The organism is Streptococcus sp. zg-86 (genome assembly GCF_017639855.1).
GTDB classification, from domain to species: domain Bacteria; phylum Bacillota; class Bacilli; order Lactobacillales; family Streptococcaceae; genus Streptococcus; species Streptococcus zhangguiae.
In genome coordinates, this window is sequence record NZ_CP072115.1 from 1,138,411 (window position 1) to 1,156,304 (window position 17,894).

General features: G+C 41.0%; 14 protein-coding genes. 8 read left to right on the forward strand and 6 right to left on the reverse strand.

Features of this window, described 5'->3' with window-relative positions; all coding sequences use genetic code 11:
* Nucleotides 1-21: 21 nt before the first annotated feature.
* The 4 genes from J5M87_RS05535 to J5M87_RS05550 all read right to left on the reverse strand — a co-directional run bounded on the left by J5M87_RS05535 (nt 22) and on the right by J5M87_RS05550 (nt 3,285).
* The gene (locus J5M87_RS05535) at nt 22-747 is read right to left on the reverse strand and encodes an AAA family ATPase (protein WP_154608006.1); all 726 of its coding nucleotides are present in this window, start codon (nt 745-747) and stop codon (nt 22-24) included.
* Between the two features lie 77 nt (nt 748-824).
* On the reverse strand, nt 825-1,595 hold the full coding sequence (locus J5M87_RS05540) for an aminoglycoside adenylyltransferase domain-containing protein (RefSeq protein ID WP_154608007.1): 771 nt from the start codon (nt 1,593-1,595) through the stop codon (nt 825-827).
* A complete protein-coding gene (locus tag J5M87_RS05545; protein WP_154608008.1) occupies nt 1,595-2,032 on the reverse strand; it encodes a GNAT family N-acetyltransferase in 438 nt (145 codons plus the stop codon). Before J5M87_RS05545 ends, J5M87_RS05540 begins: the two co-directional genes overlap by 1 nt.
* Entirely contained in the window at nt 2,029-3,285 is a 1,257-nt protein-coding gene (locus tag J5M87_RS05550) for a DUF2130 domain-containing protein (RefSeq protein WP_154608009.1), read from the reverse strand. The genes J5M87_RS05545 and J5M87_RS05550 overlap by 4 nt, the downstream gene beginning before the upstream one ends.
* A gap of 232 nt (nt 3,286-3,517) precedes the next feature.
* Between J5M87_RS05550 and J5M87_RS05555 the strand changes: the two genes are divergently transcribed.
* The 6 genes from J5M87_RS05555 (at nt 3,518) to cydC (ending at nt 11,634) form a co-directional block, all read left to right on the forward strand.
* Nucleotides 3,518-4,420 (forward strand): prenyltransferase, encoded by a 903-nt coding sequence (locus J5M87_RS05555; RefSeq protein WP_154608010.1) that lies wholly within the window; start codon nt 3,518-3,520, stop codon nt 4,418-4,420.
* A 15-nt stretch (nt 4,421-4,435) separates the two neighbouring features.
* Nucleotides 4,436-5,644 (forward strand): NAD(P)/FAD-dependent oxidoreductase, encoded by a 1,209-nt coding sequence (locus J5M87_RS05560; RefSeq protein ID WP_154608011.1) that lies wholly within the window; start codon nt 4,436-4,438, stop codon nt 5,642-5,644.
* A 79-nt stretch (nt 5,645-5,723) separates the two neighbouring features.
* Nucleotides 5,724-7,145: a cytochrome ubiquinol oxidase subunit I gene (locus tag J5M87_RS05565; protein WP_154608012.1), complete on the forward strand. Its 1,422-nt coding sequence runs from the start codon at nt 5,724-5,726 to the stop codon at nt 7,143-7,145.
* Between the two features lie 2 nt (nt 7,146-7,147).
* Nucleotides 7,148-8,176 carry a cytochrome d ubiquinol oxidase subunit II gene (cydB, locus tag J5M87_RS05570; RefSeq protein WP_154608013.1) on the forward strand — a complete coding sequence of 343 codons (1,029 nt, stop codon included), beginning with the start codon at nt 7,148-7,150 and terminating at the stop codon, nt 8,174-8,176.
* On the forward strand, nt 8,166-9,884 hold the full coding sequence (gene cydD, locus J5M87_RS05575; RefSeq protein ID WP_154608014.1) for a thiol reductant ABC exporter subunit CydD: 1,719 nt from the start codon (nt 8,166-8,168) through the stop codon (nt 9,882-9,884). Before cydB ends, cydD begins: the two co-directional genes overlap by 11 nt.
* Complete coding sequence (cydC, locus tag J5M87_RS05580; protein WP_154608015.1) at nt 9,877-11,634, forward strand: thiol reductant ABC exporter subunit CydC; 1,758 nt, start codon at nt 9,877-9,879, stop codon at nt 11,632-11,634. Before cydD ends, cydC begins: the two co-directional genes overlap by 8 nt.
* A gap of 23 nt (nt 11,635-11,657) precedes the next feature.
* Here cydC and J5M87_RS05585 read toward each other — a convergent pair whose 3' ends face one another.
* Nucleotides 11,658-13,046 carry a PTS transporter subunit EIIC gene (locus tag J5M87_RS05585; RefSeq protein ID WP_154608016.1) on the reverse strand — a complete coding sequence of 463 codons (1,389 nt, stop codon included), beginning with the start codon at nt 13,044-13,046 and terminating at the stop codon, nt 11,658-11,660.
* Nucleotides 13,039-14,379: a glycoside hydrolase family 32 protein gene (locus J5M87_RS05590; RefSeq protein WP_154608017.1), complete on the reverse strand. Its 1,341-nt coding sequence runs from the start codon at nt 14,377-14,379 to the stop codon at nt 13,039-13,041. The genes J5M87_RS05585 and J5M87_RS05590 overlap by 8 nt, the downstream gene beginning before the upstream one ends.
* A gap of 154 nt (nt 14,380-14,533) precedes the next feature.
* On the opposite strand from J5M87_RS05590, the gene J5M87_RS05595 reads away from it, so the two are divergent.
* Both J5M87_RS05595 and J5M87_RS05600 read left to right on the forward strand, forming a co-directional pair.
* Nucleotides 14,534-15,382: an AraC family transcriptional regulator gene (locus J5M87_RS05595; protein WP_067089626.1), complete on the forward strand. Its 849-nt coding sequence runs from the start codon at nt 14,534-14,536 to the stop codon at nt 15,380-15,382.
* On the forward strand, nt 15,360-17,552 hold the full coding sequence (locus J5M87_RS05600; protein WP_154608018.1) for an alpha-galactosidase: 2,193 nt from the start codon (nt 15,360-15,362) through the stop codon (nt 17,550-17,552). Before J5M87_RS05595 ends, J5M87_RS05600 begins: the two co-directional genes overlap by 23 nt.
* Nucleotides 17,553-17,894: the final 342 nt, after the last annotated feature.

The following is a 17,894-nucleotide window of genomic DNA, read 5'->3' on the forward strand; positions in this document are numbered from 1 at the left end:
AATTGGACAAGTAGAAGATTCTTACTCTTTTAATAGATAATGGAGGACATGATCAGGGTCTTCTAGCATCATCTTGGTCAGCCTATAGTTTTCTGATTCCTTGTAATCAATCTCCCTGATTTCCGTATCGAAATGATACAGCCGTGAATGGGGAAGGGTCGTCAAAATCGGGGAGTGGGTTGCAATGATAAATTGAGAGCCTTGCTGGGCTAATTCATATATCCGCCGCATCATGGCCAACTGATTCTGCGGAGAAAGCGTCACTTCTGGTTCATCTAGTAGATAGAGACTATTGGGCTTAAAATGGTGTAAGAGCAAGCCCATAAAGGCCTGACCATGCGATTTTTGATGAGGAATGCCACCATAGTGGTCCAATTGATAGCCAGCTTGAATTTCTCCCTCCCACACTTCTTCGAGATAGCTGGCTACATTATAAAAACTTTCTGCTCGGAGGAAAAAACCTGATTTGGGTCGCCTAGCACTCTTAGAAAGAATGAGAGAGTCGCAAAGAGATGAGTGGGTATCTTTAGTCGTAAAATAGGCTTGAAGACTTCCACCTTCTGGATTGAAGCCCCAAGAAACAGCAATCGCCTCTAATAAGGTTGATTTGCCACTCCCATTTTCTCCCGTAAAAAAGGTAATGGGCAAAGATAAATCAAGCGTCCTTAGCTCACGAATGGCAGAAATGCGGAAATAATACTCTTCTTCTGCCAAGTCTTTTACTTCAAGTTTGGTGATAAAATTCATTGCTATCTCCCAGTTCTCCACTTCTTACAATGGATATGCCCCTATAACATCTGAGGCAAGACCACCAGTTTAACACGTTAGACTATATTCCCAGCCAATTCAGCCAAGCATTCCTCTACAAACTGTGACATTAAGCTAGTAGAAACTAGAGAAATCCCATGCTGATAGGCGTTAAGAACACTCTCCAACATCTCATAGTATCCTTGAGACAACTGTTCCTGCGCCCATTCTCCACCTTCTTTCTTGGATAACATCCTTCCTTCTCTCACATAAGCAAGCGTTCGACAGAGATTCAAAATAGTAGATACGGGGTCTTTTGTCACCGTTGTTAAACTATCTTCAATATCATACCATACACTATCTAAGTAGTCTTTTTGAGTGGGCGCCTGAAAGACTTTGGTAATCTCCTCACCATATAAGACGATTCCCTTTTGACAAATGACCATGATATGTGCAGTCAAATCTCTATCAACGCCCTGCATGTTTGTACAATACAAGGAGATAGTTTCTTCGGCTGCTTTTCTGTGTTGGATAGAATAGTGTAAATGATAGGGTAGGGGAAAATGTGGAGGTTTAAGGTCTTTTTTGCAAACAACACTCATCTCAACTCCCTTTTTGGGACCACGTCGCTCTATTTCCAGTAGGGAGCAAATGAGTTTTTCTTTTTGTACTTGTTGCACAGGTTCATTAACTACTACTAAAAAATCAATATCGCTTTGTTCCCAAGAAAAACAGTCATAGGCAAGAGAACCATGCACATATATGCCGACTAGATTAGAACCCAGTAAGCTGAGCAAATCACGCTTTATGAGATTTGATATTTGGAATACTCTGCTATCCATTTCCATTAGTATGACTCCCCAAGCTGATAAGCAAACCCAACTGAGGTTTTCTCAAAGCCATAGTGTTCATAAAACCGGTGGGCTATCTGTCGCTCCTCTCCCAAACCACTATTTAAGGCTAGAGTCTGACAGCCTGTTTCTTTACCAATCTGCCTGACCCTATCGAGCAAGGCCGTTGCAATTCCTTGATGGCGATACTGACTATTGACAACCAAGGCTAGTATCCGCAAGTAAGCACCATTTCTTTCAAAAAAGTACATCTTGGCATAGCCGAGCAGACCAAGAACCTGTCCTTCTTCTTCATAGACTAACAATTCGTAGTCTGGTTGTGCCAAAAGGGAGGACAAACGCTCATCTAACTCTTCAATCTGACTGGGATAGCCCAACTCTAGTAGTAACTGCTGACACGCTAGAACATCCTTCTCTTTGTAGCTACGAATCATTGCTTCTCCTTTAGGGCATCAAACTTAGCTTTCATAGTCGGATTCTTTCTGGTTAACTTTTTGACGGAAACGTCTTCTAATTTATTATTGGCAAGACGCAACTGATTTTCACTGGTTGTGAGAGCAGCCTTGACCGCTTCCATTCGTTTAATAGCTTTATCAATCTCATCAATCGCCTTTTGGAAATTAGTGCTAGCAGATTGGTAGTTTTTGGCAAAGGCCGTTTTAAAGATTTCCAAATCTTCTTCAAAATGGGTGATGTCGATATTCTGTTCTCTGACCAGAGCCAATTCCTGCTTGTATTTGAGAGCATTCATCGCAGCATTGCGTAAAATCCCAATCAGCTGAATGAAAAACTGGGGCCGGATAACATACATCTTTTCATATTTATGGCTAACATCGACAATCCCTGTATTGTAGTAGTCATTATCGGCTTCAAGCATGGTCACCAAAACCGCATATTCACAGTCCTTTTCCCGACGGTCCTTGTCCAATTCCTTGAAAAAATCTTCGTTCTTGTGCTTTTTCACCGTGTCATCCGCTTCATTTTTCATCTCAAACATAATGGAGAGAATTTCTACCCCACTCTCATCCACTTCGCGGTAGATATAATCTCCTTTTGAACCACGGCTAGACACTAGATTATCCTTTTCAAAGTAGGCATTGGGAAAGGCCAGATGACGAACCTTGTTAAATTCTGCTTCTGCATACAATTCCAAACTTTCTCCGATCGCCTTAGTGGATTGCTGGGCCTTAAAGTTCTTGTAAAATTCAACTTGCTCATTCGCCGCTTTTAATTGGAGTTCAAACTCCTGCTTGGTCGTGGCTAGTGCCAATTCCTGTTTTTGTTCCTGCAAGAGCAATTCTGTTTTAACCGCATCACGTTCTTTTTCCATTGAAGCGAGAGCCAGTTGCCACTCATTATCTTTTTCCAAACGAATTTTCTCTACCTGAGCTTCGAGAGACAGGATTTCCTGCTCCTTTTGGGACAAGGCAGAGCGAATTTCCAGTTCTGTCTTATTTTCTGCCTGTTCTAACTTGGCAGCCAGCTCTACGATTTCTTTATCCCGCTCAGCTAATTGGCGGTGCAAATCATTTTTAGCCTTTTCCTCAACCAATTCAGTCTCACGCGCCAAGCGCTCGTGCAATTCTTTTTCGAATTCCGCCCCGCGGACTTGTGCTAATAGCTGACTGTACTCTGTTTCATCAACTTGAAAGGCAACCCCACAATGAGGACATGTTAGTGTCTGCATACTCTTCTCCTTGCTTCTTTCGAACTACTGTCTCTAGTATAGCAAAAAACACTCGAAAATTCCGAGGTTTTGTTGTGTCGTACTCCTATTATAAACTCTCCGTTCTAATAGGAAGTAAGCATTTTTCAACAATTTCCGTATTTTGTCCATTTTTCAGTTTTAATTATTTCCAATTTCAAGTCTTTTCCTATATAATAATAGGGTTAAGAGATGTGATAGAAAGGTGGAGATAATGACCTTACCAATTTTTTTGGAGTTGGTGGAAATCAAAGCAAAAACAGCGAGTATCTTGCCCTTTTTGATTGGGATTTGTTTTAGCTACTATGTCTATGGCGAATTACAACCCCTCTATGTTGGCTGGTACTTTATCGCAATGCTCTTGTTCAACATGTTTGTCGATGTGTGGGATAATTACAACGACTATCGGCATGCCTTGGATCAAGATTATCAAGCAAAAACCAATATCATCGGGCGGGAAAACCTATCCTTGCGTTCAGTAGAACGGATCATGTTGTTCCTCTTTACTATTTCATTCCTCATTGGATTGATCTTAGCATGGTTTGTTGGTTGGCCCTTACTCATCATGGGAGGATTTTGCTACGCTGTTGGAATCTTTTATTCATCCGGTCCAAAACCCTTATCGAGTCTGCCTTTAGGAGAAGTATTTTCTGGCTTTACAATGGGATTTATGATCAGTCTCATCTGTATCTACCTCAATACAGCTCCTGACTTTGATTGGAGCTTCAGGGCTCTTGCGCAGATTTTTCTGATTTCTCTTCCCAATACCCTTTGGATTGCCAATCTGATGTTGGCCAATAACCTCTGCGATAAGGAAGAAGATGAGCGAAATCACCGCTATACTCTGGTTCATTATATTGGAATCAAAGGAGGACTCTCTCTATTTGCGATTGCAAATGGAATGGCGCTACTCGCTATTGTCTGTCAGGTCTTTTTAGGAATTGCTCCGATAACGAGTTTACTCAGCTTACTCTTGTTGCCCTTTATAGTGCAACAGACCAAGCTCTTATGGAAAAAACAAGTTAAATCAGAAACCTTTCCATGTGCAATCAAGATTTTAGCCTTGGGATCTACTGTTCAAGTTCTCACTTATGCACTGGGAATCGGTTTACTTTAGAAAGGAGTAGATACTATGAAAGAAATTCTAGTATTAGGAGCGGGCTATGCTGGATTGAAAGCTGTCCGTACCTTACAAAAAGAAGCAGGTGATGTTCATATCACCTTAGTCGATCGAAATCCCTATCACTATGAAGCGACTGAATTACATGAGGTTGCAGCTGGTTCTCAACCAAGTAGAAAGATTTCATTTCCAATTCAAGAGGTCATCGATTCTCAGCGAGTGACCTTTATCCAAGATCAGGTTTTGACTATTGATTGCGAAACACAATCAGTTCAGTTACAAACAAGCGGTCTACTCTCCTACGATTATCTAGTCATTGCGCTCGGTTTTACCTCTGAAACATTTGGCATTAAGGGGGCTATGGAAAATGCCCTACAAATGGTAGATATTGAAACTGCAGAAGCCATTCATCAGCATATTCTACATCAAATGGCTGCCTATCGTGAAACCAAAGATGAAAATCATCTGCGCCTCTTAATCTGCGGGGCTGGTTTTACAGGTATTGAGCTAGCAGGGGCATTTGTCGATGAACGCAAACGCTATGCAGACCTTGCTGGAGTTAGTCCAGATAAGATTGAGATCATCTGTGTAGAAGCAGCAACTAGTATTTTACCGATGTTTGATGACGACTTGCGTGCCTATGCCCTGCAGTTGATTGACAAACTAGGAATTCGTCTCATGACGGGCTGCATGATTAAAGAGATTACACCAGGTCATGTTCTTTATGCGACAGCCGAAACAGGAGAAGAGCTACAAGCTATCGCTGCTTCAACTATTATCTGGACAACAGGTGTCAGTGGCAGTCCTGTCATGGCTGAATCTGGCTTCGACCAACGCCGTGGTCGTGTTGTCGTAACAAATGATTTGCGTTCCCCTGACCATGACAATGTCTATATCGTCGGAGATGTGTCCGCCTTTATGGATCCAACAACCAGTCGCCCTTACCCAACAACTGCTCAGATTGCAACCCAAATGGGGAAACATGTCGCTAAAAATCTACAACATCAATTAAAGGGCGAACCGCTTGAAGAGTTTGTCTATCAATCACAGGGAACAGTTGCCTCTATCGGCAACACCCACGCACTTGGTCTTGCTTTTGATAAAAAAGTCAAGGGTTACCCCGCTTCTGTTATCAAAAAAGCTATCATGAACAAATCACTTCTGGATATGGGAGGATTGAAGGAATTGGTAGCACACGGTCGCTTTGACCTCTATCATTAAGCAAGAAACGAATCATATACAAATAAAAATTTTAGGAATGAGCTGAATCTTTTGTTCAGCTCCTCAATTGGAGGTTATTATGACGATAGAAACCTTGGCTCGTCTGCAATTTGCGATGACCACTATCTTTCACTTCTTCTTCGTACCATTTACCATTGGTACAGCCTTCGTGGTGGCTATCATGGAAACCTGCTATGTAGTGACCAACAAGGAAGAGTACAAAAAATTAACGAAATTCTGGGGCAATATCATGCTGCTCAGTTTCGCAGTCGGTGTGGTGACAGGGATTATCCAAGAATTCCAATTCGGAATGAACTGGTCTGACTATTCCCGCTTTGTTGGTGACATCTTCGGAGCACCGCTTGCGGTCGAAGCCCTCTTTGCCTTTTTCATGGAATCCACTTTTCTAGGACTCTGGATGTTCACTTGGGACAACAAAAAAATCAGCAAGAAATTACATGCTACCTTCATCTGGTTAGTTGTATTTGGCTCATTGATGTCAGCGATGTGGATTTTGATTGCTAATAGCTTCATGCAGCACCCAGTCGGCTATGAAATTGTCAATGGTCGTGCCCAGATGACGGATTTTGGTGCCTTGATTACCAACCCACAGTTCATCTACGAATACAGCCACGTTATTACAGGTGCTATTACCATGGGCGGTATTTTGGTAGCTGGAATGGCAGCCTTCCGTCTCTTGAAAAAAGAAAGCCTAACTGAAACTACTCAAGCACTCTATAAAAAATCTATTCGTATTGGTTTGATTGTTTCTCTTATTGGCTCTCTCTCTGTACTTGGAGCTGGAGATGCGCAAATGCAAGCCCTTATCGAAGATCAGCCAATGAAATTTGCAGCCATGGAAGGGGACTATGAAGATTCTGGCGACCCTGCTGCTTGGACTGTCCTTGCTTGGGCAGATGAAGCCAAACACAAACAAGTCTTTGGTGTTAAAATTCCTTATATGCTTAGTATTTTGTCTTACCATAAGATGTCTGGTGCCGTTAAAGGAATGGATACAGCCAATGAAGAATTGATTGCTCAATATGGGGATCGCAACTACTTCCCAATGGTCAATCTCCTCTTTTACGGTTTCCGTATCATGGCCGGTTTTGGAACCTTAATGCTCCTTGTATCTGCTTTGGGACTATTTTGGACCAGAAAGAAAAATCCAATCCTCTATGAAAAGAAATGGATGCTCTGGCTAGTGGCTCTCACAACCTTTGCACCATTTTTAGCCAATACCTTCGGCTGGGTTGTGGCAGAGCAAGGTCGTTACCCTTGGACAGTTTACGGTCTCTTTACGATTGAACAAAGTGTGTCACCAAATGTATCTGTTGCTTCTCTGACTGTCTCCAATATCGTCTACTTTATCTTATTCACTGCTCTAGCAACAACCATGATCAAATTGGTCATTCGAGAATTGCACCAGGGTCCTGAACATGAGGGATTGCACATCGGTGGCTATTCTTCCATTGATACATTTAATAAGGAGGCATTCTAAACATGAGCAATTTACAATTGTTATGGTTCTTTCTCATCGGCTTACTCTTTTCAGGCTTCTTCTTCCTCGAAGGGTTTGACTTCGGAGTAGGAATGGCAGTGCAATCACTCGCCAAAAATGAGCTGGAAAAAGATCAGATTGTGCAGACCATTGGCCCTGTTTGGGACGGCAATGAAGTTTGGTTACTCACTGCGGGTGGAGCAATGTTCGCTTCTTTTCCTTACTGGTATGCTTCTTTATTCAGTGGCTACTATCTCATCTTGTTGGTCATCTTAGTCGGCTTGATTATCCGTGGTGTCTCCTTTGAATTTCGCCACAAAGTTCCTGCCGCACAAAAGCAACGTTGGAACTGGACCTTGTCTATCGGCTCCTTCATCGTTCCTTTCTTCTTTGGGGTGATGTTTATCAGTCTCATTCAAGGAATGCCCCTCGATGAAAATGGCAATATGTCTGCCCATTTTGGCGACTACTTCAACCTCTTTTCACTAGTTGGTGGAGTCGCTATGGTACTCTTGACCTATCTACATGGTTTAAACTACATCAGCCTGAAAACAGAAGGCGACGTCCGCACTCGTGCTCGTGACTATGCAAAAAAACTCTACCTGATACTCTATCTTGGTTTGGTAGCATTTGCGACCCTGCTCTTCTTTAAGACAGACTTCTTTGCCCTACACCTTGTACCAACCTTGTTATTGGTAGTGGCTATTGTCCTTCTTACTCTAGTGGCTCATGTATCTGTCCTCAAAGAGGCTGAAATGACAGCTTTTCTCGCTAGTGGACTTTCCTTGGTAACTATTGTTGTTCTATTATTCCAAGGACTCTTCCCTCGTGTCATGATTAGCTCAATCAGTTCAAAATACGATTTGCTCATTGCATCTGCTTCATCATCCCCTTACACACTTAGCATTATGTCAATGGTAGCCTTAACCTTGGTACCTTTTGTCTTAGCCTATACTGCTTGGACTTACTATATCTTTAGAAAACGGATTAAGCTACCAGTCGTTGGAACGGGGGAACACCATGCTGGATAAAGCTGTGATGCGCTTGTCCGGTGTTCATAAACTATTAGGATTGCTTGCAGGATTGGACATCCTTCAGGCAATCTTTATTATCGGACAGGCAGCAGGTCTTAGTCAGGCCATTACCGGTGTCTGGGAGGGACAAGCTCTAAACGATCAACTTTGGCCTATCCTATGCTTTCTTCTCTCCTATCTAGGGCGACATGGTATAAACTACCTCAAGGATGAGCGGTTGGATGTTTTTTCTAGTCAACAGGCGCGTCTCCTACGAGAAAACCTGCTCCAGAAACTCTTTGAATTGGGACCGCATATCGTTCAAAAAGAAGGTTCAGGAAATGTCATCACCATGACCTTAGACGGCATTTCTTTGGTCGAAAATTACCTGCACCTAATCCTCAATAAAATGATGAATATGAGCATCATTCCTTGGATTATTCTAGCCTATATCTGTTATTTAGACTGGGAATCTGGTCTGGTTCTCCTCATTGTCTTTCCCATTATCATCCTATTTATGATTATCTTGGGATATGCGGCACAAGCAAGAGCCAACCGTCAGTACCAACAATACCAGCTCTTGTCCAACCATTTCTTGGATACGCTACGAGGTATTGATACTTTGAAATTCTTCGGTCGCAGCAAGCCCTATGCCAAGAACATCTACCAAACCAGTGAAAATTTCCGCAAAGCAACCATGAGTGCCTTACGAATTGGCATTTTATCCACTTTTGCTCTTGATTTCTTTACCACCTTATCCATTGCGGTAGTCGCAGTTCTTCTAGGACTTCGATTGATCAACGGTCAAATGCTGCTTTTTCCAGCCCTAACTATTCTCATTTTAGCTCCAGAATATTTCCTACCTGTGCGTGATTTTTCAAGTGACTACCACGCTACCTTAGACGGAAAAAATGCCATGCAAAGTATCCAACAAATCTTGAATACCACAAGTATTCGCAAGGAACAAATCAGCATGGCACCATGGACGAGAGACAGTCGCTTAGCATTGGATCAGATTTCCATGGCCTACGAGGATAAAAAACTTTTTGCAGGAACATCACTTACTCTCACAGGCTACCAAAAAATCGGTATTATCGGCATGAGTGGTTCTGGGAAGTCTAGTCTTATCAATCTCTTGAGTGGATTCCTAGCACCTGTCGAGGGCAACATTTGGATAGACCAGCAGAAAGTCACTAACCTTGATCAGGAAGATTGGCGTAAGCAACTCCTTTACATCCCACAAAATCCCTATGTCTTTGAAATGAGCCTGCGTGATAACATCACCTTCTATACCCCTTCAGCCAGCGATGAGGAGGTACGAGAGGCGATTTCAGTTGTCGGACTGGATGAACTGGTGGCTAGTCTACCTGAAGGTCTTGACACCCGTATCGGAAATGGGGCTCGTCCTCTAAGCGGCGGTCAAGCACAGCGGATTGCTCTTGCCCGTGCCTTTCTTGATAAAGAGCGTCGTATTCTCCTACTCGATGAGCCAACCGCCCACCTTGACATTGAAACCGAGTTGGAACTAAAGGAAAAAATGTTACCATTGATGGAGAACCGCTTGGTCTTACTCGCCACTCACCGCCTTCACTGGCTCCACCAAATGGACACTATCTGGGTCGTAGATCAAGGACAAATCGTGGAAATGGGAAGCTACGAAGAACTCCTAGCCAAAAAAGGAAAACTCTATCACTTAAAAACTGCAATGGGAGGAAGTCATGACTAATATTCCTTTGTTTCGTGTCATGAAAGATGACCACTGGGTCAAACCATTTTTCAAACAATACAAACTAGCCTTAGTTGCTGCCTTGTTTCTTGGTTTTCTGACCTTCTTTAGTGCAGGTGCTCTGATGTTCATCTCAGGCTTTCTGATTAGTAAATCTGCCTCTCTACCAACCAATATTCTCCTCGTTTATATTCCAATTGTTCTGACTAGAACCTTTGGGATTGCTAGACCAGTCTTCCGCTATTTGGAACGTTTGACGAGCCACAATTGGGTTCTCAAAATGACCTCGCAACTCCGACTCAAGCTCTATCAGACCTTGGAACAGGATGCGATTTTCATCAAACGTGATTTTCGTTTGGGAGATGTGATTGGACTCTTAGCAGAAGACATCAATCACCTACAAAATCTTTACTTGCGGACCATTTTCCCAACAGTTATCGCTTGGATTCTCTACCTATTTATCGTGATTGGGTTAGGCTTCTTTTCTTGGTGGTTTGCGCTCTTCATGTTCCTTTATCTGGCCATTCTGATTTTTCTCTTTCCTCTGGTTTCTGTTCTCGTTAATGGGGCAAGGCAGCAAAAAGAAAAAGCCTTAAAAAATGGCCTGTATACAGAATTAACTGACAATGTCTTGGGAATTTCAGACTGGATTTTCAGCCAACGGGGGCAAGAATATGTCGCACTTCACGAATCTTCGCAAAACCAACTGATGGCAGTCCAAGCCAAGATGAAATCCTTCCAAAATAAGCGAGCACTTCTATTTGAAGTAGCTTATGGTGGATTGATTCTTGCTACTTTCCTTTGGGCGGGAAGTCATTTTACTGGTCATCATGGAGGAGCAGCCAATTGGGTTGCAGCCTTTGTCCTATCGCTTCTTCCCATTATCGATGCTTTTGCAGGATTATCTGCTGCCAGTCAAGAAACCAACAGTTATGCGGACTCGATTGAACGACTCAATGCTCTTCCAAGCCTACGACCTGAATCGACAACAAATCAGCAACCGCAAGCTCCTTATACTCTTGAGATAAACAATCTCAGCTTTCACTATGCTGGTGATGAACGACTGGTCCTTGACCAACTGTCCTTGACCATTCCTCAAGGACAAAAGCTAGCCATTCTAGGTCGGAGTGGTTCTGGAAAAAGTACCCTTGCAACTCTGTTGAGAGGAGATTTAACACCTAGTTTAGGAGACATTTCCCTGGGTGGTGTACCAGTAACTGCTATTGGCGAAGCTATTCCAGCCTACATTGGCGTTATCCAGCAGGCACCTTATCTCTTTCGGACGAGCTTGCTCAATAATATCCGCCTTGGAAATGAAAAGGCTAGTCTTGAGCAAGTCTGGCATGTTCTTGAGCGTGTTGGCCTAAAAGAAATGGTTGCGACCTTACCACAAGGACTGGATACCATGGTTGACGAAGCAGGTCTGCGTTTTTCAGGGGGAGAACGGCACCGAATTGCCCTTGCCCGCATTCTTCTAAAAGAAACACCTATCGTTATTCTTGATGAGCCGACTGTTGGGCTTGATCCCATTACCGAAAAACAACTTCTAACAACCTTTATGGAGGAGCTAAAAGGTAAAACCGTTATCTGGATTACCCACCATTTAAAGGGGATCGAATATGCTGACCGTGTTATCTTCCTCGAAAATGGGCAACTCGAAATGGAAGGCTCTCCTGCCTTTCTAGCTGAAACTAGTCCACGCTTCCGTCATCTCAAAGCAGTTGATGATGGAGAAAAAGAAACATTATAAAAAGGAGCGGCATTAGCTCCTTTTTATAATGTTTCTTCTTTTTTATAGCCAACTGTCCACGTTAAAACAAAAGCCGTTGCAAATGCAATAAGATTTGTCACAATATATAGTGGCAATTGATTATTCAAATACAGCAAAGTTCCAGGAATTCCAGTCAAGCCAAGACCTGTTGCTTTCAATTGGAAAATCGAAGCAAAGAATCCCCCAACTCCTCCTCCAATCATTGACATGATGAATGGCTTACCAAGTCGCAAGGTTACACCAAATACAGCTGGTTCAGTAATTCCAAGAGCTGCTGATAAGGCTGAAGGATAGGCAACTTGTTTCATTTTAGTAGAAACTGTTTTCATGCCAACTGCTAGTACTGCTCCTGCTTGTGCCACATTCCCACATGTTCCAATAGGATTCAGTAAATTCCATCCATCACGTGCCAACATATTGATTTCCAGTAAGCTGAGGATATGATGAATCCCTAAAATTCCCAGTAATTGTCCAAAACTTCCATAGATTAAACCACCAATACCAAAAGGTAGGGTTAGAAGAAATTCAACTGTATTTAGCACATAAATTTCTACGCTATGAAAAATAGGTCCAATAATAACTATCCCAAGAATTAATCCGGTCAAAAGAGTGAGGAATGGCCGCAAAATTAAATCCAATGAGTCTGGAATAATCTTTTTAAATCCTTTTTCAATCTTTGTTGCAGCAATAGCTGTCACAAAGGCTGGTAAAACTGAGCCTTGGTATCCAACTACTTTCAAGAAGTCAAAGAAAACCATTGGTTCTGCATCACCTGAAGCAACTGAATAAGCATTTGGTAAAACTGGATTGACTAACATCAAACCAAGTACAATTCCTAAAATAGGAGTTCCACCAAAGATGATGAAGGTTGACCAAGCAACTAAGGCAGGCAAAAAGGCAAAAGCAGTATCTGTCAAAATCTGGGTAAATTGAATCAATTCGACGGGTACATCTTTATTTGTCATACCAAAGAAGGACAAAATAGTATCCTGAGTCAAAAGACCTCGTAACCCCATGAATAAACCTGTTGCAACAAGAACTGGAATAATCGGAACAAATACATCTCCAAAAATTCGAATAGCCCGTTTAAACGTCCATTTTTCTGTCTCTAGCAATTCATCCTCGACTTTTCCCGCTTGCCTTTGACCAATTAACGGCATAAACTCTTCATAAACCTTATCTACCAAACCTGTTCCTAATATAATTTGATACTGTCCTGAATTATAAAAACTTCCCTTAACCTTATCCAAGTCCTCAATAGCCTTTACATCGACTAAGTCTTGATTTTTTGTGATGATTCGTAGTCTCGTAGCACAATGTTGAGCAGATTTCACATTGTCTACTCCACCGACATAGTGTAAAATTTCTTTTGCTAATGTCTTATTATCCATGTTTTTCCTTCTCCATTTTATAGCAATGTATTGTTATATCATTCGAAGATTTGAGGTGATAAATTTTTTTAGGATCACGATTAAAATAGCGCAAACTCATCACTTTCTCTCCTTGATTGATAAATATTTCTAGTGCTGATTGATCAATAAATAGCTGCATCGTCCGTAAATTTTCTAAGAAAATTGTTTTTTCTTGTACTGAACCATTTACCCAACTCTTACGACTAAGGGTCAGTTGCTGATTGTCATAGGATAGCCAAACAGTCTGATGACCAATCTCTACCTCTAATCCATCCATCGATTTTTCTGAAGTTAACTCAAGAATGTCCATACCCGAGGTAGCTACTATTTCATACTCTGAACTCGTAATCGTTTCTACTAACCTTCGATGATGGATGTATTCTTCTAAAGGCAGTTGATATAGCTGCTGGTCGACCAATTTTAACTCTCTTGGCATCGTCAAGCAATGCAGATAGCCATCTTTCTGAGTTGGGCAAGTTAATTCCTCTTCTTGCGTCATCCTACTCATCCAAGCCCACATCAACTGTCGTCCCCTAGGATCTCGGAATACCTGTGGCGAATAGAAATCAAATCCCTCATCCATTTTTTGAATATCCGTATGAGGAAAAAATTCTCCATTTTTTACGCTTCCGATGTAATAGCCTGCATAACTAGAAAGATCTGTATCTTGTTCCAAATCTCGTTTCTGTGGACAAACTAATAAAATTTGACTTGATCCCATATCAGCTATATTGGGGCATTCTGCCATTTGATCTAAGTCATCTGATTGAAAGAAAATACCTTGATATTGCCAGCTTTCACTATCTTTTGATTGATAATAAGCAATGCAACCTCTTCCTTTCTTATCTTGTGCTCCGACAATCATATGGAACTTCCCTTCTGCTTGCCAAACATAGGGATCACGATGGTGTTCTGTAAAATGAGAAGGAGTTAGAGTCGCAATATGGCCTTTGACAAATGTCTTCCCGTTATCTGAAATGGCTTGTAGCTGCACCGATTTTCTCTGTCCCTTTTCTTTGCTATTTCCTGTATAAAATACTCTTAATTCTTGGTTTACAATAATGGCAGAGCCTGAATAGACACCTGAACTATCTTCCCTTCTGTCAGGTAAAATCGCACTTCCTTCGTGTGTCCATTCTAATAAGTCTCTTGAAGTAAATAAGCCCCATTCTTTGTAAGAATGATTTGTCTCAAAGCGGTTCCATTGGTGGAAAACATAGTATTTTCCTTGATAAAAGGCAAGCCCATTAGGGTCATTTAATAAGCCTTTACCAGGCTCCAAATGAAATACATTCCGATATTGATTTTCCAAAGATTCCTCCCTTTTATTTCAAAGCGTTTTCAACTAGTTGTTGCTTATTATTTTAACGGATAACAGATTGGAATTCCATGGAAATTTTATACAAGAATATGGAAAAATCTCATATAAACTAGACTATTTTTGATTTTTCGTTATACTAAAATGTATGGAACATTATTTAAGACAATATACAGATAGATTTACCGATTTCAATAATAAACATATTTCAGACCTCATTTTGTATAGTAGCGGCATTGAATACTGTCGCCCTAATCATTCCTACAGTTTACGAAGCCGTGACTATCACGTCATACTCTTTGTTAAAGAGGGCAAGGGAACTTTTGAAATTGAAGAGAAGCACTACATTATCCAGCAAAACCAACTCTTTATCATTCCTGCCGGCTACTGGTTTCGCTATACTGCTGATACAGACAATCCATGGAAATATTCCTGGATAGGATTTTTAGGAATCAAGTCTAATTTTATCTACCAAGCCTCGAAACAACATCAGTTTGTCTTTGATTGCAAAAATGCGGAAGATTATGAAGCCCTCATCAATCAAATGCTTGATGTCTCTGAGAATACTTTCAGCTCCTTCTTAAAAATCAATGGCTTCATGTATACTTTACTAGGAAAATTAGTCGAAGAAATTGGAATTCTGGATCAAGTTTCTGAACAGCAAGTCTCAACCCTTGCACGACACTACATGGATTTACATTACCATGAAATTGTTCAAATTGCAGATGTAGCTGACTTTATAGGGATCCATCCCAATTATCTGGCTCATCTCTTTAAAAAAGAAACAGGAATTTCTCCCAAGCAATATCTTTCTACACTCAGAATAAAAAAAGCCAAAGAATTGCTCATCGAGACATCGTATCCCATCAATACGATTGCACATTCCGTTGGTTTTTCGGATGCGCTCTCCTTCTCAAAATTCTTTAAAAAAGAAACCGCAATCGCACCAACCACCTATCGAAAGGAATACAAACATGACGTTATCCATCACATTTGATTCTACTACGAACTACTTCCATCTGACCAATCAATCAATCAGCTACATCATTGAACTACTGGACAATCGTTACCTCATTCATCGCTATTGGGGAAAATCCGTTAGGAACTATTCCGGAGCCAACCGACTTCCCAGCTACAAAAAAACCTTTGCTAGTTTCCAATCCTTGGAGCAAGATAATCAATCTTTTGAATTTCTTCCCCAAGAATGTCCTCTATCTTTTATGGGAGATTATAAAGAAGCGGGATTAAAACTCCGTTTAGCTGACCAATCCGAAATGCTTCGACCTATCTTTCATTCCTATAACATTTTTAACGGAGTTCCAAATCTACCAGATTTACCTCATGCAAGAGCAACCATTGATGAAGCAAAAACACTTGTCTTAACATTAATCGACTCAACTTCACGGGTACAACTAGACCTTTTCTACTCTATTTTTAAAGATAATAATACCATCATCCGTTCTAGCAAACTGACAAATCTATCTAGCGATGAGTTTGAAATTCAACACTTTGCTAGTGCCACAATCGATACTCTCTATCAAGGTCAACAACTCACTAGCTTCTATGGTTCTCATCAGAAAGAGTTCCAATTGCAACATACTTCAATTACTCATGGACAATTTCGAATTGGAAGCAGTCGAGGAGCTAGTGGCCCACAATATCCACCATTTATCGCAATCTCTGATTTAGCACATGAATGTTATGGAGAAGTGCGGGCACTGACTTTAATTTATAGCGGTAATCACACTGAATTGATTGAAAGAGACCAGTACGATCAATTACGACTTCAAATTGGATTAAATCCAGAGATGTTTTCTTGGAAACTTGGTCCAAAAGAATGTTTTTCAACACCTCAAGCCGTTCTTGTATACAGTGATGCTGGATTTAACGGTATGTCACATCAATTCCATCATTTTACTCGCCATCATTTACTCCCGTCTCAGTTCAAAAACGAAATAGCTCCTATTTTGATCAATAGTTGGGAGATGACCTACTTTGATGTCAATGAAGAACAAATGTTACAGGTCATTGAACAAGCACATCAACTTGGCTTTGAAGCTGTTGTGCTAGATGACGGCTGGTTTAGTGGACGTAACTCTAGCAAAACTTCACTCGGAGATTGGCATGTTGATCCAATAAAATTCCCAAACGATCTCACGCCTCTGGTAAATTCCTGCCAACAGAAAGGTATGAAATTTGGTATTTGGTTTGAACCTGAAATGATTTCTGCACAGAGCCAATTATGTAAAGAAAAACCCGAATGGATTGTTAAATCACCTTATTTTCCAGCCTACTATGGCCGAAATCAATATGTCCTTGATTTAACACAAAAAGAGGTACAAGACTGGCTCATTCAAACATTGAGCACGTTTATCGAGACCTATCATGTTGATTATATTAAATGGGACATGAACCGACATTTGGTTGAAAATGAAAGTCAACTTGCTCACTTCCTACCAAAAGAGTTTTCTCATCGTTATATGCTTGGTTTATACCGTGTATTAAATTACCTTACACAACAATTTCCTAACTTGCTCTTTGAAAATTGTTCCAGTGGTGGCGGACGGCTAGACTTTGGGATGTTGTATTATTTCCCACAAACTTGGCTTAGCGATAACACCGACGGACTCGATCGTCAAGCTATTCAATATGGAGCTAGTTATCTCTTTCATCCCTATCAGTTAACTGGCCACGTCTCAGCAGTCCCAAATCATCAAACCAACCGCACTACACCATTACAAACACGCATGGATTTAGCAGATTCGACCAATATGGGTTATGAACTCAATATCTTGAAAACCTCACTAGAGGATAATCACGTCATTGCACACCATATTAACCGATACAAATCATTACGTCAGCTGATCCAAACCAGTCGATTTTACCGTTTACTGTCTCCTTTTGATCATAATGCGACTGCTTGGCTATTTGAAAGCGAAGATAAAGAAAACTACTACCTCGTCGCATTTCGAAATACTTACTCTGTATCTCAAACAGGATATTTATTACGAATTCCATACCTAGACGACAATGCATATTACATCACCTCCAACGGAGAATCTTACACCGGTAGTGACTTAAAAAATGCGGGACTCTTTATATCATTTGAAAAAGGTGATTATCAGTCCTATACTCTTTATCTAAAAAAGAAACGAGAAAACCACTAAGCAAGACCACTATCTAGGACTGAGCATTCTCAAACAAAACATAAAAACGTAGTGTCTAGAAAAGATTTTCTCAGCCGAAAAAGTAAAACTTAGAACATTGTCAGGAAATTTTTAGAAAAAATCGGCAGACTTAGACCATTGGCAAGGATGTTTCAATGAAAAATGCCAGACTTGAAAGCTAGGGAACCTTTTTTCACAGAAAAATGCGGGACTTAAAACCGAGAAAGGAGATTTTTCGATGCAGAAAGCGAAACGTAGAATATCGTCAGGAAATTTTCAACAAAAAATGGCAGACTTAGACCATTGGCAAGGATGTTTCAATGAAAAATGGCAGACTTGAAA

Coding starts and splice junctions, on each gene's coding strand:
- J5M87_RS05600 (WP_154608018.1), top strand. CDS start 15,360: ATGACGTTATCCATCACATTTGATTCTACTACGAACTACTTCCATCTG.
- cydB (WP_154608013.1), top strand. CDS start 7,148: ATGAGCAATTTACAATTGTTATGGTTCTTTCTCATCGGCTTACTCTTT.
- J5M87_RS05585 (WP_154608016.1), bottom strand. CDS start 13,046: ATGGATAATAAGACATTAGCAAAAGAAATTTTACACTATGTCGGTGGA.
- J5M87_RS05595 (WP_067089626.1), top strand. CDS start 14,534: ATGGAACATTATTTAAGACAATATACAGATAGATTTACCGATTTCAAT.
- J5M87_RS05540 (WP_154608007.1), bottom strand. CDS start 1,595: ATGGAAATGGATAGCAGAGTATTCCAAATATCAAATCTCATAAAGCGT.
- cydD (WP_154608014.1), top strand. CDS start 8,166: ATGCTGGATAAAGCTGTGATGCGCTTGTCCGGTGTTCATAAACTATTA.
- J5M87_RS05565 (WP_154608012.1), top strand. CDS start 5,724: ATGACGATAGAAACCTTGGCTCGTCTGCAATTTGCGATGACCACTATC.
- J5M87_RS05535 (WP_154608006.1), bottom strand. CDS start 747: ATGAATTTTATCACCAAACTTGAAGTAAAAGACTTGGCAGAAGAAGAG.
- J5M87_RS05550 (WP_154608009.1), bottom strand. CDS start 3,285: ATGCAGACACTAACATGTCCTCATTGTGGGGTTGCCTTTCAAGTTGAT.
- J5M87_RS05555 (WP_154608010.1), top strand. CDS start 3,518: ATGACCTTACCAATTTTTTTGGAGTTGGTGGAAATCAAAGCAAAAACA.
- cydC (WP_154608015.1), top strand. CDS start 9,877: ATGACTAATATTCCTTTGTTTCGTGTCATGAAAGATGACCACTGGGTC.
- J5M87_RS05560 (WP_154608011.1), top strand. CDS start 4,436: ATGAAAGAAATTCTAGTATTAGGAGCGGGCTATGCTGGATTGAAAGCT.
- J5M87_RS05545 (WP_154608008.1), bottom strand. CDS start 2,032: ATGATTCGTAGCTACAAAGAGAAGGATGTTCTAGCGTGTCAGCAGTTA.